This window comes from Fructobacillus papyrifericola, assembly GCF_018437235.1.
Taxonomy (GTDB): domain Bacteria; phylum Bacillota; class Bacilli; order Lactobacillales; family Lactobacillaceae; genus Fructobacillus; species Fructobacillus papyrifericola.
Genome location: NZ_JAAMFJ010000002.1, coordinates 217,330 through 231,038, shown reverse-complemented (window position 1 = coordinate 231,038; position 13,709 = coordinate 217,330). Strand labels below are relative to the sequence as shown.

Genomic DNA, 13,709 nt, shown 5'->3' with positions numbered 1-13,709 from the left:
TTGCAACGTCGCTGCTGATAATAAAACGAAAGGTGGCCTAGATGGCAATTGTAAGGAAGATTTCGCTTTTTATTCTCTTGGTTTGCCTGGCCAAGTGGGTTGGGTACACGGCAGCCAGTGCCGATATGGTTCCAATGCAGTTGCTGGCTACTGCCTTTTACTGTTTTGGTATTTTTCTGTCGGTTTGGCTTGTCCGCAAAAATGCGACGGATCAGCAACGCTTTGTGAAGCTGAACGGTCATGACTGCTTTGTCATTGTACGAAACCTTTTCTTGCAATTTGTTCTTTATCGGCTGCTCCGTTTTATTGGCTTGTACTTGGGCTTGAACGTTCACAGCGTCAATCAGGCGGCTATTTTACAACATCTTCAGGGCCTTAGTGCTGCAGAACTTGTTTTGATGTTTTCCTTTATTATGGTCTGGGGACCGATTTTTGAAGAATTGGTTTTCAGGGGTTATGTCATGAATGCCTTCACTAAGAAGAAGCTGACGTTGGGCATGGCCTTTGTATCTGCTCTGATCTTTGCCTATCTGCACTTGCAGACGCTCTTCATTACCTGGGACAATCTGCTGGTCTTTGTTCTATATTTCAAATCAGCCTTCTTGCTTGCGTTGACCTACCGACAAACGAAAAAATTGACGGCAAGCATGGCCCAGCACGCCATCAGTAACGCGATTGTGTCAATTCCAGTGATTATCTGGTTGGTGAATGGCTGATTGACTTTTAAATTGCTGGCATTAAAAAAGGACTTCGTTTAAAACGAAGTCCTTTTTCTTGTTGATAAGGTGATTGATTAGCCCAGGTTATCCAAAGCGGAATAACCGATGGATGGGAAAATCGTGACCAAGCGCTTTAGCTCTTCTTTCTTGCAGCCGAATTCAATGGCAGGCAAGAGGGCGTTGACCACGTCTTCAGCCTTATCGGAAAGTTCGATAACCCCGACTAGCTGCTTATCCTTGTTGTAAATCAAGGTTCGCTGACCGGGCGTCTCAAAGTCGACCAAGCGGTACCAGTCGTCCATGATATCTTGTTCGACCAAGTCGTACTGATCGGGCTTAGCCTTGGCTTCTTCGATCGTCACGCCGGCTTGAGCGAGTCGGGGAGCGGTGAAGACCGTTTGTGCAATGGCTGGATAGTTGATGGGCTCCTTTTCTTCGCCCAAGATGTGGCTGACCACGTACTGGGATTCAAAGGTTGCCGTTGGCGTAAGCTTTGGCTGACGCTTCTTGACCACGTCACCAGTTGCGTAGATGTTTTTCTGAGTGGTTTGCAAGTAGTCGTTAACCACAATGCCCTTGCCGTCAAAGTCGATACCGACTTTTTCCAAATTGAGCCCCTGCGTGTTTGGCACGCGGCCGGTTGCATCGAGAATGTAGTTGGCCGGGAAGGAGCCGGTGCTGGTTGAGATTGAGTAGGAAGAACCGTTTTCTTCCACGCGTTCCACTTGGGTGTTCTTAATGAAGAGAACGCCCTGGCGCGCCAGTTCCTTTACCAGCTGATCCGAGTATTGCCGGTCAAAGGCGGGTAATGCCTGCTGATCGCGTAGGATAACCGTGACCTGGGAGCCGGCCGTTTGCATGATTGAAGCGGCTTCCAAACCGATGAAGCCAGCGCCGATGATGACCATCTTAGCGGGCACTTCGGGGATGCTCAAGAAATCCTTTGAATCGTGGAGGTATTCCTTGCCGGGAATGTCCAATCGGTGACTGTGCTGACCGGTTGCAATGACGACTTTGTCAGCGGTGATTTGCTTATCGCCAACCTGCAGAGTGTGGGCATCGACAAAGCTGGCGTGGCCAAAGATGAAGTGGATGCCGGCAGCTTCCATGCCCTTTTGGATGGCAGGGGCGAAACCGTCGATGATTTCTTGCTTGCGCTGCATGGCCTTGGACCAATCCAGGCTGAGCGGCCCTTCGACAATACCATTGGACTGTCTTGCTTCAGAAAGGAGCTTCGTGGGTGCCTCGAGAATAATTTTGGCGTTGCAACCCCAGTTGGGGCAGGTACCACCGACGCGGTCCTCTTCGATGAAGGCAACGGTCTTACCGGCAGCCGTTAATGCGGGGGCGCCGTCAAAGGCACCGTGGCCGGCCCCGATGAAGACAACGTCGTAATCGTATGTTTGAGACATGAGACTCCTCCTTTTCTACTTGAGTCCATTATCCCACCATTTATTAAGAATGTAAAAAATGTCAAGAAAATGAAAAAAGCCAGTTCCTGTAGAACTGGCATGGGCTGCTTTTACAACCAGCCCTGTTTTGGCAAGGCCTCGTTCAAGACGAGGGCGACAATCAGGCCGAAGAGACACTGACCAACGTTACCCGGAATGGAAGCAACACCGGCCGCCCAATTATATAGGAAGAAACCGGCAAAGACGTACCCGACAACCATAATCAAGGAAGCAAGGAGAAGAAGGGCTGTGGTCGGAAAAACCTTCTTTTGAGAGGCGAGACCAGCAATGAAGCCCTCCATGCCATGGATGACAAAGGAGAAGAGCAGCCACTGTGGGTAGCCAGCAAAGAGGTCCAAGAGTGCTCCGGAGAAGGCCCCGACAACAAAGCCGGCCCCCGGTCCCAGTCGCAGCGCAGCAACAAAGATGCCGGCCTCGACCAAGTTAACAAAGCCGGAGGTGGCTGGTACCGGAATGTGCACGATATAAGAAAGGGCAACGTTTAAGGCAATGATGACCGCAACGACCGTGATTTTTTTACTAGTCCACTTTGACATGTTCTTCCTCTCTAAAAGCGCGGGTTAACGTTCCTTTTATTTTACCATGTTACCTTAATTAATAGACGAAGTTAACCAAATGGTACGGTTTCTCTTGTGAGAAAAACAGTAAACGATTTGCACTGCTAGGAGGGCGTTGTGTTATAATGTTTGTGTTGACTTAGGTCAAAAAATTATTTGGAGGTCTACACACATGACTGTGAAGATTGGTATTAACGGATTCGGACGCATCGGTCGTTTGGCATTCCGCCGCATTATGGAATTGGGTGACACAGCTGCTGATGTTGAAGTTGCCGCAATCAACGACTTGACGAGCCCATCAATGTTGGCATACTTGTTGAAGTATGACTCAACGCACGGAACTTTGGATGCCGAAGTTTCAGCTGATGAAACGGGTATCATCGTTAACGGTAAGCACTACACGGTTTACTCAGAACGCGATGCCAAGAACATTCCTTGGGTGAAGAACGACGGCGTTGAATATGTTATGGAAGCCACTGGTTTCTACACGTCAGCCGAAAAGGCGCAAGCTCACTTGGACGCCGGCGCTAAGAAGGTCTTGATCACTGCCCCAGCTGGTGATGTACCAACTGTTGTTTATGGTGTAAACCAAGACATCTTGAAGCCAGAAGACAAGATCGTTTCTGCTGGTTCATGTACTACTCAATCATTGGCACCAATGGGTAAGGTATTGGTTGACAACTTCGGTGTTGAAATTGGTACGATGACGACGATTCACGCCTTCACTTCAACGCAAATGATTTTGGACGGTCCAAAGTCAAAGAAGTTCCGTTCAAACCGTACGGCTTCAGTTAACACGATCCCTCACTCAACGGGTGCTGCCAAGGCCATCGGTCTTGTTGTTCCTGAATTGAAGGGTAAGGTTGACGGACACGCACAACGTGTTTCTGTTGTTGACGGATCCGTTACTGAATTGACTTCTGTTTTGTCAAAGAAGGTTACTGCTGAAGAAATCAACGCTGCCATGAAGGCTGCTGCTTCTGATTCATTCGGTTACAACGAAGATGAAATCGTTTCATCTGACATCATCGGCGACACACACGGAACGACTTTTGATGCAACGCAAACGCAAATCATCGAAGCAGGCGACAAGCAATTGGTTAAGACTGTTTCATGGTATGACAACGAATACGGTTTCACTTCAAACATGATCCGTACGTTGTTGCACTTTGCACACATCGGTTAATCAAAACTTTCCAAAAGAACCGCTTTGGCGGTTCTTTTTTTGTGCAGACAAAAGAGCTTTGCTGGTGCGTAAAGGCTTTTCAACTATGCTATACTGGCCCCAGCAAGAAAGGGGAACAGCATGCGCTTGGCCGTCATTTCAGACCTTCATTTAGACATTAATAAGATTGATCGAAACAGTGCCTTGCATGAAATGGCCCAGTATCTGCTGAATCAGCAGGTGGCCGTTTACGTTCTGGCTGGCGATACGTTTAACCAACTGGCGGAAACGGCCGACTTTGTCAGGAGACTGAACCACTTGGTCGAACCGGTCACCAAGGTTTACTACCTGGCCGGCAATCACGAGATGGGCGATGGGACCAGTGACGAGGCATTGGAAAATCTGGCTGATCCCAATTACTTCCATAATAAGAGCCTTTCCTTTGGCGCCTATGAGATTATTGGCAATAACGGCTGGTACGATTATTCTTTTGATGAAGGCAGGCATGACGATGAAACGATTCACCGCTTTAAGCAGCGTTTTTGGTACGATCGGCGGATTGACGAAGCCTTGCCCGATCGAGAAAAGGCTGAGCGTTCAGCCAAGCAAATTGAAAAAGCCGTCCTGGAAGCCCAAAAAGCGGGGCAAAAGCCTTTGGTCATTAGCCACTTTTCCACCGACCAAGCACTGGTCGAGCAAATTCCCTTTTCCAAGCCGGACCTAACGATTTTGAAGGCTTACCTGGGTTCTGCAGCCCTCGGGAGAAGGCTGCAGGAGCTTCGAGTGCCCTTTGTTTTAGCCGGCCACGTTCACTGGCGGATGCCAGCTCACCGTGTCAATGAGACGACTTTTTACAACGTGTCTTTGGGCTATAAGACCAGGCGCATTCACGAATGGGACCAGGGGGACTTTTTCAAGGAGTGGAAAGAGCGGCTGGTGATGTTAGATTTATACCCTTCTTTAGAAAGAAAATAGTGCGATGACCAGATAGTTTGACTATCGAAGTATTTATTGTTAAACTATTTTTATCTTGAAAAATTCTTTACAGCCGGTCGCAAGACCCTAGAAAGGACCAACAATGCCAGTCTTAACTACCACGGAAATCATGGACTTGATTCCAAACCGTTACCCAATCCTCTACATGGATTACGTTGAGGAAATGGTACCGGACGAATCAATCGTTGCCGTCAAGAACGTGACAATCAACGAACAGTTCTTCCAAGGACACTTCCCTGGTAACCCGGTGATGCCCGGTGTCTTGATCATTGAATCATTGGCTCAGGCAGCCTCCATCTTGATTTTGTCTTCGCCACAGTTTAAGGGTAAGACGGCCTACATGACGGGAATCAACGATGCCAAGTTTAAGAAGATGGTTGTTCCAGGTGACGTGTTGAAGTTGCACGCAACCTTTGGCAAGGTTCGTGAAAACATGGGAACCGTTGATGTTGTGGCAAAGGTCGATGGAAAAGTCGCAACCAAGGCGGAGCTGATGTTTGTGGTGGCTCCCGATGAAAAGGACTGAGCAAACGGGTACGGCCGTCGACTTTCAGACGGTCAACCAAACCCTGATTGACCTCCTGGCCAACGTCGTTTGGGTGGAAGAAGGAGCGTTGAAGAGCGGTCCTTTTTCCGCTTTAACGGTTAAGGACGTACACACGATCTACGCGATTTCGATGTACGAGGAGAAGACGGCTTCCCAACTGGCCAAAGCGGTGCACCTGTCGCCATCTGCGATGACGACGGCCATCGACCGCTTGGTTGAAAAGGGCTATGTCGAACGCCGCCGTTCCAAGTCGGATCGGCGGGTGGTTAAGCTCGGTTTAACCCACAAGGGACGGGTCTTGTACCGTGCCCACCAGGCCTTTCACCTGCAAATGACCAAAGCGATGTTTAACGGCTTTACCGATAACGCCGCGGCCATTTTGGAAAAGGCCTTAGGCAACCTGCAGACATACTTGCAGGACTTGCTAGACAAGTAAGCAAAAGGATTGATGATGGAAAAGATGAAGATTGTCGCGACCGCCCGGCAGGTGCCGGAACGGGTCGTTTCAAACGATGATTTAGCTGAACTGATGGATACGTCAGACGAATGGATTTACCCACGAACGGGGATACATAACCGACACGTTGTCGAAAATGAAAACACGTCGGACCTGGCCGCTGCCGTTGCCGAAAAGCTGCTTGCAAAAGCCGGCTGGGCTGCTTCTGATTTGGACTTCATCATTGTTTCCACCATGTCACCGGATGCCCTGTCTCCCCACACGTCAGCGATTGTGCAGGGAAAGATTGGTGCCGACAAGGCCTTTGCCTTTGACATTAACGCCGCTTGTTCCGGCTTTGTCTACGGGCTCTCGGTGGCCTCTTCCTTCCTTTCTTCTCGTCGCTACCAGAAGGGGATGTTCATCGGTGCCGAAGTTTTGTCCAAGTTGGTTGATTGGAAGGACCGGACGGTTTCCGTTCTCTTCGGAGACGGTGCCGGTGGCGTCTTGCTTGAGTCAACCGACGAGGAAAAGGGACTGCTTTCAGAAGAACTGCAGGCCTATGGTGATCGCGGCGAGGCCATCTTGACAGGCCGCTTTGCCAACAAGAACGCCTTTGCCGGTGAAATTTCACCACTTGATCCCTACTTCCACCAGGACGGCCGGGGTGTTTATTCCTTTGCCACCCGCGAAGTACCAAAGGTCTTAGACAAGGCATTGGCCAAGGCGGACTTGCAGGCCGACGACGTCGACTTTTACTTGGCTCACCAGGCCAACCACCGAATTATCGAATCGATGGCGAAGAACTTTGGCCAGCCGATGGAAAAGTTCCCAACCAACATGGTGGAATACGGGAATACTTCAGCGGCATCCACGGCCATCCTATTGGATGAGCTGCAGGAATCCGGTCAAATTAAGCCGGGGATGAAAATCGCCTTCGTTGGCTTTGGCGGTGGCTTGGCCATCGGTGCACAAGTCTGGCAGCTTTAACCAGCTAGCCCGGCTAGTGCCGGGCGTTTTAATAACATTAGTAAAATGCGGTGTAGTAGGCTGCACCGTAAAAATCAAACGTATTGCAATACGAAACCTATAGGAGAACGTGCTCATGACACAAGAAGAGATTTTTGACAAGGTAAAGGACATCTTGGTTGACCAATTCGATTTGGAAGACTCAGAAGTTTCAATGACGACGAACATGACGGACGACATCGATGCCGACTCATTGGACTTGTTCGAAGTTTTGAACCAAGTTGAAGACGAATTCGACATCAAGTTGGAAGATACTGAATCAGTATCAACGGTTGCTGACTTGGTTAACAAGATCAAGGAACAAACTGACAAGAAGTAATCACTACTTCTTATTAGGCGGCGCTTGTCGCCGCATACATAAAAGTTAAAGGTAAGGCAGAAATTATGACAGTTAAAGTGGGAAACGAGATTTTTGACAAGCTCGGCATGAAGTATCCAATCGTCGAAGGTGGGATGACTTGGGCCGGAACCGGTGCTTTGGCAGCCGCTATTTCCGAAGCCGGTGGACTCGGCTTCATCGGAACGGGCTACTGGCACGGTGAAGACGTGCGCAAGGAAGTTCGTCGTGCCAAGGAATTGACGGACAAGCCATTCGGTGTCAACGTCATGTTGATGTCCCGTCACATTCGTGAAGTGTTCGACGTCATCTTAGAAGAAGGTGTCAAAGTCGTGGCCACTGGTGCCGGCGACCCATCACCATTCTTGGACGAATTGCACGCTGCCGGCATCGTGGTCATGCCTGTTGTGCCATCCGTTTCATTGGCTAAGATGATGGAACGAAAGGGTGTCGATGCCGTAATCGCCGAAGGAATGGAATCCGGTGGACACATTGGACAGATGACGACGATGGCCTTGGTGCCACAGGTTGTTGACGCTGTTAACATCCCAGTCATCGCTGCCGGTGGAATCGCCGACGGCCGCGGTGCTGCCGCAGCCTTCGCCTTGGGTGCTTCCGGTGTTCAGATGGGAACCCGTTTCCTGGCTTCACCAGAATCCGAAGTACACGAAAACTTCAAGAAGAAGATTTTGAAGGCCCGCGATATCGATACGATTGTTACCGGAAACATTGCCGGTTCCCGTGCCCGTGTCTTGAAGAACAAGATGGCCAAGGAATACGTCAAGCGCGAAATCGAAGAGGCCCAAAAGCCAGCGCCTGATTACGAAACGGTTGAAAAGCTGGAATCCGGAACACTCCGTGCCGCCGTACAACAGGGTGACAAGGATGGCGGTGCCTTCATGGCCGGCCAGATTTCTGGAATGATTAAGGAAGAAAAGCCCGTGGCAGACATCTTGAACGATGTTTGGACGGAAGCCGCTGACATTCTCGGTTTAGAAAAGTAAAACAGTAAAGTAAGGAAGTTTCTATGCGCATCGGACTGCTATTTAACGGTCAGGGTTCACAGAAGGCTGGCATGGGCCAGGACCTTTACGATCATTTACCCGCCTTTAAGAAGCACATTGACCGAGCCTCAGCCATTCTTGGCTACGACCTGGTGGACGTGTTCAACAACGAAGAACTGATTAGTCAAACAAAGTGGGTCCAGCCCGCCATCGTTGCCTTTGATGCAGCATTGGCAGCCTGTCTGCTGGAAGCGGGCGTAAAAGACGTCGTTTCCGCTTTGGGACTTTCCCTCGGGGAATACCCAGCCCTGGTTGCTTCTGGCATGCTCTCCTTTGACCAGGCCATTGCCCTGGTTAAGGACCGTGGCGCCTACATGCAGGAGGTTGGGGATGCCAATCCCGGCAAGATGGTCGCCGTTTTGGATGACAATCAGGACATGATTGTTGCCACGGTGGAGAAGATGCAACGGGAAGGATTGGCTGTTTATGCAGCCAACTTCAACACCTTTGCTCAGTTGGTCATTGGTGGTGAAGCCCTGGCGGTTGATCAAGCCGTTCAGGTTTTGACGGTTGACGGCGTGAAGAAAATGGTTCCCTTGCCCGTTTCCGGTGCCTTCCACACCCCACTGTTAAAAGATGCAGCCGATAAAATGGCTAAGCGTTTGGCAGATGAAGACGTGGCGGACGGAACTTATCCCGTCTATTCCAACACAACCAAGGAGCCCTTTACAAAGGAAACGGTCAAGCACACCTTGGAAAAGCAGATTGTGTCACCAACCTACTTTGCCGACTGCTTGAAGAATATGGTGGAAGAACAAGGGGTTGATACGCTGGTCGAAATTGGCCCCGGCGTAACTTTGTCAAAGTTTGCCCGCAAGATTGTTTCAAAGGACATCGCCCGTTATTCCGTGACGGATTGGGCCTCCCTTGAAAAAGTCGTGGCCGAATTGAAGGAAGAAGGATAAATCATGGACTTTACAAACAAGACTGTTTTGGTCACTGGTTCCTCACGAGGAATTGGCCTGGCCGTTGCCCACGCTTTTGATGACGCCGGTGCAAACTTGATTTTGCACGGCCGTTCTCCCTTGAAGGAGGAAGTGGTCAAGAGCTTTAAGCAAACGCCACGGACTTTGCAATTTGACATTGCCGATGGTGAAGCGGCCGAAGCTGCTTTGAAGGCTTTGTACAAGGAAGATGACTTTGAAGGAATCGATATTCTGGTTAACAACGCCGGAATTACCAAGGACCAGTTGGCCATGGGGATGAAGTTGGAAGACTTTGCCGCCGTGGTGAACACGAACCTGACGGGAACCTTCAACGTGACGCAGCCGGTCTTTAAGAAGATGATTCGTCAAAAGCACGGCGTCATCATTAACATGGCCTCCGTTGTTGGCCAGATGGGCAACGTTGGTCAGGCTAACTACGCCGCTTCAAAGGCTGGTGTGATTGGCTTGACCAAGTCCCTTGCGAAAGAAGGGGCCCGTCGCAACATTCGCGTTAACGCGATTGCGCCGGGGATGATTGTTTCAGACATGACGGACGCCTTGTCCGACCAAGCCAAGGAAGCAATCTTGAAGGAAATTCCACTCTCCCGCTTTGGAAGCGTGGAAGACGTTGCCGACGTTGCCCTCTTCTTGGCGGGTAACGATTACGTGACCGGACAAACGATTACGGTTGACGGTGGCCTTTACATCTAAGGTTAACTTGGAAACACGAGCAGTTGAAAGGAAACAAAATGACACGAGTTGTAGTTACTGGAATGGGTGCCATTGCACCAAACGGAAATGATACGAAGGCGTTCTTGGACGCCATCTTTGCTGGTCAAAGTGGTATCAAGCCAATCACGAAGTTTGACCCAACCGAAACGGGAATTGCCGTTGCTGGACAGGTTGACGGGTTCGATCCCGCCGCCCGCGTTGGTAAGCGTGACGCCCGCAAGTTGGACTTGTTCTCACAATACGCAATCGATGCTTCGACTCAGGCGATGGAACAGGCCGGACTTTTGGCTGATGAAGATTCAGACGAAAAGTCAAAGGTTAAAAACCCGAACCGCTTCGGTGTTATCTTGGGAAACGGAATTGGTGGTTTGACGACCATTCAAGAACAGATCATCAAGATGCACGAAAAGGGCCCACAACGAGTATCCCCATTGTTCGTTCCCGAATCAATTGCCAACATGGTTTCTGGTAACGTTTCCTTGCGCTTCGGTGCCAAGGGAACCAACATGACCATTGTCACGGCCTGTGCCTCAGCCACAAACGCCATTGGTGAAGCCTTCTGGCGCGTGCAATCCGGTAAGGAAGACATCATGTTGACTGGTGGTGCCGAAGCCACGATCAACGAAATCGGAATCGCCGGCTTCGCTTCTTTGACGGCTTTGTCAAAGGAAACGGATCCGAAGGAAGCTTCAAAGCCATTCGACGCCAACCGTCACGGTTTCGTCATGGGTGAAGGAGCCGGAATCCTGGTGATCGAATCTTTGGAACACGCCCAGGCGCGTGGTGCTAAGATTTTGGCCGAAATCGTTGGTTACGGTGCAACGGCCGATTCCTACCACATGACCTCACCAGCACCCGATGGTGAAGGGGTAATCCGTGCCTTTGAAGAGGCCATGGACGATGCCCAAATGAAGCCAGAACAAATGTCTTACATCAACGCCCACGGTACTGCTACTGGTGCAAACGATTCTGGTGAAGCCGAAGCCATTGCCTCTGTCTTCGGTGAAAATTCAGTCCCTGTTTCCTCAACAAAGGGAATGACGGGTCACTTGCTTGGTGCCGCTGGTGCCGTTGAAGCCGTTGTTTCTGTCGGTGCCATTGACCGTGGTATCTTGCCAGAAAACGTTGGCTTTGACACGCCAGACGAACACACGAAGAAGGTCAACTTGGTCAACAAGGAAAACCAAAACGTGGCGCCTGAATATGTGATGTCAGCCAACTATGGATTCGGTGGCCACAACGCTGCCGTGATCTTCAAGAAGTTTTAAGGGGAGTGCACCGATGAATTTGAACGTCAAAGAAATTCGTGAATTGATGGCCGACTTGGAAAAGTCGTCACTGAGAGACATTGCAATTCAAGATGGTGACTTTTCACTGCACCTCTCAAAAAACGAGCAGGTGGCGGCACCAGTTGCCGCTGCGGCACCGGCTCAAGCAAGTGCACCCGTTCAGGCTGCTAGCGCCAGCGCACCAGCCGCTGCCACAACGCCTGCTGAAGCCGCTGCGCCAGCCGCTCCTGCCGCCGGTAAGGAAATCAAGGCGCCAATGGTTGGAACGGTTTACTTGAAGCCAAAGCCAGACGAACCCGACTTTAAGAACGTGGGCGATCACGTCGAAAAGGGTGAAACGGTTGCCATCATCGAAGCGATGAAGTTGATGACGGAAATCAAGGCCGATGTTTCCGGTACAATTGCCGAAATTCTGGTTGAAAACGAAGAAGTGGTCGATTACGACAAGCCACTTTACCGTGTGACAACGGACTAAGATTAATTGATTAACGGATTTAATCCGTACAGGCCCCCTGCTTTGTCAAAGAAGTAAGGGGCGTACATAGGGACAAAAGGAGAGTAAAAATGTCTTTAATGAACGCCCAAGAAATTCAAGAAATTCTACCCCACCGTTACCCAATGCTCATGTTGGACACGGTTGAAGAACTCGTTCCTGGTGAAAAGTGTGTCGCCATTAAGAACATTTCAATCAACGAAGAAATCTTCCAGGGTCACTTTCCTGGAAACCCAACTTTCCCAGGCGCTTTGACAGTTGAAGCACTGGCTCAGTGTGGTGCCGTTGCCCTGCTTTCAATGCCTGAATTTAAGGGGAAGACCGCTTACTTTGGTGGCATCAAGAAGGCCCGCTACCGTAAGATGGTTCGCCCCGGTGACCAGGTCAAGCTCGAAGTGACCTTGGATCGCTTGCGTGGCCCTGTTGGGTCCGGTAAGGGCATTGCCTGGGTAAACGGAAAGAAGGCAACGACGGCCGAATTGACCTTTATTATTGGAGAATAAAATGTTCAAAAAAGTATTGGTAGCCAACCGTGGTGAAGTCGCGGTTCGAATTATCCGCACCTTGAAGGAAATGGGCATCCAAACGGTGGCCATTTACTCAACGGCTGATCAAAACGCCCTCCACGTGCAAATCGCTGATGAAGCGATCTGTGTTGGGGGACCCAAGCCACAGGATTCCTACATCAACATGAAGAACGTCATTTCAGCGGCCGTTTTGACCGGGTCTGAAGCCATTCATCCCGGTTATGGCTTCCTGTCTGAAAACGATCTCTTTGCCGAAATGGTTGGCGATGTTGGCATCAAGTGGATTGGCCCCCGTCCTGAAACCATCGATTTGATGGGAAACAAGGAACACGCCCGAAATGAAATGCGTAAGGCCGACGTGCCAGTTATTCCTGGTTCGCTTGGCTACATTCACACGGTCGACGAGGCCCGGGAAGTGGCCGATGAAATCGGTTACCCGGTTTTGTTGAAGGCCGCTGCTGGTGGTGGTGGTAAGGGAATGCGCTTCATTTACAAGCCTGAGGAATTGAAGGAAAACTTCGAAAACGCCCAGGCCGAAGCTGAGATTAACTACGGCGACCACCACATGTACATCGAAAAAGTCATGCTCGACTGCCGGCACATCGAGATGCAGGTTATCCGTGACCAATTCGGCAACGTCGTTTGTTTCCCGGAACGAAACTGTTCCTTGCAGCGTCGTAACCAAAAGGTGATGGAAGAATCACCGGCTTCATCAATGACGCCTGAAAACCGGGCTGACATGATTGATGTCGTGACCAAGGCCGTCAACGCCATTGATTACGAAAACACGGGAACCATCGAGTTCTTGCAGGACCAAGAAGGTAACTTCTACTTCATGGAAATGAACACCCGTATTCAGGTGGAGCACCCCGTGACCGAAATGGTCACGGGCCTCGACTTGGTCCGCTTGCAGGTCTTAGTTGCGGCTGGTGAAAAGCTGCCGTTGACGCAAGCAGACGTTCAGATTAAGGGCCACGCCATTGAAATGCGTTTGACCGCTGAACGTTCCGACGCCAACTTCGCCCCATCTGCTGGAAAAGTCGACTTTGTCTTCTTGCCAACCGGCGGACCTGGGGTACGAATCGACTCAGCCCTGTACTCAGGCGACATGATTCAGCCCTTCTACGATTCCATGATTGCCAAGTTGATTGCCCACGATGATACCCGTGAAGAGGCCATCGCCAAGTTGTCACGGATGATTGAAGAAACCACGGTTTCCGGTGTCTCCACTTCCCAGGATTTCCAGTTAGAAATTCTGAAAGACCAAGGGGTCTTGAATGACGAAGTGACAACCAAGTACTTGGAAAACGTCTTCATGCCAAAGTGGGAAGCAGCCCAGGCAGAAAAAGAAGAAGCTGCTGAATAATTTCTTTTCAGGCAGGATTGCCAGTAAATGAGAGGAGCGGGCTTGGCCCAAACA

Annotated in this window: 16 protein-coding genes; 14 read left to right on the top strand and 2 right to left on the bottom strand. The window is 50.3% G+C overall.

All coding sequences use genetic code 11. The features are described 5' to 3' along the window. Positions 1 to 41 precede the first annotated feature (41 nt). Complete coding sequence (locus G6R28_RS04725; protein ID WP_213793089.1) at positions 42 to 716, top strand: CPBP family intramembrane glutamic endopeptidase; 675 nt, start codon at positions 42 to 44, stop codon at positions 714 to 716. Positions 717 to 793: 77 nt separating this feature from the next. Here the strand turns inward: G6R28_RS04725 and G6R28_RS04720 are convergent, their stop codons facing one another. After that, a complete protein-coding gene (locus G6R28_RS04720) occupies positions 794 to 2,131 on the bottom strand; it encodes a dihydrolipoyl dehydrogenase family protein (RefSeq protein WP_213793088.1) in 1,338 nt (445 codons plus the stop codon). Positions 2,132 to 2,241: 110 nt separating this feature from the next. After that, positions 2,242 to 2,727, bottom strand: a complete 486-nt coding sequence (locus G6R28_RS04715; protein WP_213793087.1) for an ECF transporter S component — start codon at positions 2,725 to 2,727, stop codon at positions 2,242 to 2,244. A 193-nt stretch (positions 2,728 to 2,920) separates the two neighbouring features. Here G6R28_RS04715 and gap point away from each other — a divergent pair, with 193 nt between their 5' ends. The 13 genes from gap to G6R28_RS04650 all read left to right on the top strand — a co-directional run bounded on the left by gap (position 2,921) and on the right by G6R28_RS04650 (position 13,655). Next, a complete protein-coding gene (gene gap, locus G6R28_RS04710; RefSeq protein WP_010691042.1) occupies positions 2,921 to 3,934 on the top strand; it encodes a type I glyceraldehyde-3-phosphate dehydrogenase in 1,014 nt (337 codons plus the stop codon). A 120-nt stretch (positions 3,935 to 4,054) separates the two neighbouring features. Beyond that, positions 4,055 to 4,888, top strand: a complete 834-nt coding sequence (locus G6R28_RS04705) for a metallophosphoesterase (RefSeq protein WP_213793086.1) — start codon at positions 4,055 to 4,057, stop codon at positions 4,886 to 4,888. 103 nt (positions 4,889 to 4,991) lie between these two features. Beyond that, entirely contained in the window at positions 4,992 to 5,435 is a 444-nt protein-coding gene (gene fabZ / locus G6R28_RS04700; RefSeq protein WP_213793085.1) for a 3-hydroxyacyl-ACP dehydratase FabZ, read from the top strand. Then, a complete protein-coding gene (locus G6R28_RS04695) occupies positions 5,422 to 5,892 on the top strand; it encodes a MarR family winged helix-turn-helix transcriptional regulator (RefSeq protein WP_213793084.1) in 471 nt (156 codons plus the stop codon). The genes fabZ (G6R28_RS04700) and G6R28_RS04695 overlap by 14 nt, the downstream gene beginning before the upstream one ends. Positions 5,893 to 5,907: 15 nt before the next feature. Then, complete coding sequence (locus G6R28_RS04690; RefSeq protein WP_213793083.1) at positions 5,908 to 6,882, top strand: beta-ketoacyl-ACP synthase III; 975 nt, start codon at positions 5,908 to 5,910, stop codon at positions 6,880 to 6,882. Positions 6,883 to 6,997: 115 nt separating this feature from the next. Next, entirely contained in the window at positions 6,998 to 7,240 is a 243-nt protein-coding gene (locus G6R28_RS04685) for an acyl carrier protein (RefSeq protein ID WP_213793082.1), read from the top strand. A 65-nt stretch (positions 7,241 to 7,305) separates the two neighbouring features. Further along, positions 7,306 to 8,262 carry a DUF561 domain-containing protein gene (locus tag G6R28_RS04680; RefSeq protein WP_213793081.1) on the top strand — a complete coding sequence of 319 codons (957 nt, stop codon included), beginning with the start codon at positions 7,306 to 7,308 and terminating at the stop codon, positions 8,260 to 8,262. 23 nt (positions 8,263 to 8,285) lie between these two features. Next, entirely contained in the window at positions 8,286 to 9,227 is a 942-nt protein-coding gene (locus G6R28_RS04675) for an ACP S-malonyltransferase (RefSeq protein ID WP_213793080.1), read from the top strand. Continuing rightward, positions 9,228 to 9,959, top strand: coding sequence for a 3-oxoacyl-ACP reductase FabG (gene fabG / locus G6R28_RS04670; protein WP_213793218.1), 732 nt, complete (start codon positions 9,228 to 9,230; stop codon positions 9,957 to 9,959). It begins immediately after the preceding gene. A gap of 38 nt (positions 9,960 to 9,997) precedes the next feature. Then, positions 9,998 to 11,248: a beta-ketoacyl-ACP synthase II gene (fabF, locus tag G6R28_RS04665; protein WP_213793079.1), complete on the top strand. Its 1,251-nt coding sequence runs from the start codon at positions 9,998 to 10,000 to the stop codon at positions 11,246 to 11,248. Positions 11,249 to 11,261: 13 nt separating this feature from the next. After that, positions 11,262 to 11,744, top strand: coding sequence for an acetyl-CoA carboxylase biotin carboxyl carrier protein (gene accB, locus G6R28_RS04660; RefSeq protein WP_213793078.1), 483 nt, complete (start codon positions 11,262 to 11,264; stop codon positions 11,742 to 11,744). Positions 11,745 to 11,833: 89 nt separating this feature from the next. Beyond that, positions 11,834 to 12,265, top strand: a complete 432-nt coding sequence (gene fabZ / locus G6R28_RS04655; protein WP_213793077.1) for a 3-hydroxyacyl-ACP dehydratase FabZ — start codon at positions 11,834 to 11,836, stop codon at positions 12,263 to 12,265. 1 nt (position 12,266) lies between these two features. Next, on the top strand, positions 12,267 to 13,655 hold the full coding sequence (locus tag G6R28_RS04650; protein ID WP_213793076.1) for an acetyl-CoA carboxylase biotin carboxylase subunit: 1,389 nt from the start codon (positions 12,267 to 12,269) through the stop codon (positions 13,653 to 13,655). Positions 13,656 to 13,709 lie beyond the last annotated feature (54 nt).

Coding starts and splice junctions, on each gene's coding strand:
- fabF (WP_213793079.1), top strand. CDS start 9,998: ATGACACGAGTTGTAGTTACTGGAATGGGTGCCATTGCACCAAACGGA.
- G6R28_RS04685 (WP_213793082.1), top strand. CDS start 6,998: ATGACACAAGAAGAGATTTTTGACAAGGTAAAGGACATCTTGGTTGAC.
- gap (WP_010691042.1), top strand. CDS start 2,921: ATGACTGTGAAGATTGGTATTAACGGATTCGGACGCATCGGTCGTTTG.
- fabZ (WP_213793085.1), top strand. CDS start 4,992: ATGCCAGTCTTAACTACCACGGAAATCATGGACTTGATTCCAAACCGT.
- accB (WP_213793078.1), top strand. CDS start 11,262: ATGAATTTGAACGTCAAAGAAATTCGTGAATTGATGGCCGACTTGGAA.
- G6R28_RS04715 (WP_213793087.1), bottom strand. CDS start 2,727: ATGTCAAAGTGGACTAGTAAAAAAATCACGGTCGTTGCGGTCATCATT.
- G6R28_RS04650 (WP_213793076.1), top strand. CDS start 12,267: ATGTTCAAAAAAGTATTGGTAGCCAACCGTGGTGAAGTCGCGGTTCGA.
- fabZ (WP_213793077.1), top strand. CDS start 11,834: ATGTCTTTAATGAACGCCCAAGAAATTCAAGAAATTCTACCCCACCGT.
- G6R28_RS04705 (WP_213793086.1), top strand. CDS start 4,055: ATGCGCTTGGCCGTCATTTCAGACCTTCATTTAGACATTAATAAGATT.
- G6R28_RS04695 (WP_213793084.1), top strand. CDS start 5,422: ATGAAAAGGACTGAGCAAACGGGTACGGCCGTCGACTTTCAGACGGTC.
- G6R28_RS04680 (WP_213793081.1), top strand. CDS start 7,306: ATGACAGTTAAAGTGGGAAACGAGATTTTTGACAAGCTCGGCATGAAG.
- G6R28_RS04690 (WP_213793083.1), top strand. CDS start 5,908: ATGGAAAAGATGAAGATTGTCGCGACCGCCCGGCAGGTGCCGGAACGG.
- G6R28_RS04720 (WP_213793088.1), bottom strand. CDS start 2,131: ATGTCTCAAACATACGATTACGACGTTGTCTTCATCGGGGCCGGCCAC.
- G6R28_RS04675 (WP_213793080.1), top strand. CDS start 8,286: ATGCGCATCGGACTGCTATTTAACGGTCAGGGTTCACAGAAGGCTGGC.
- G6R28_RS04725 (WP_213793089.1), top strand. CDS start 42: ATGGCAATTGTAAGGAAGATTTCGCTTTTTATTCTCTTGGTTTGCCTG.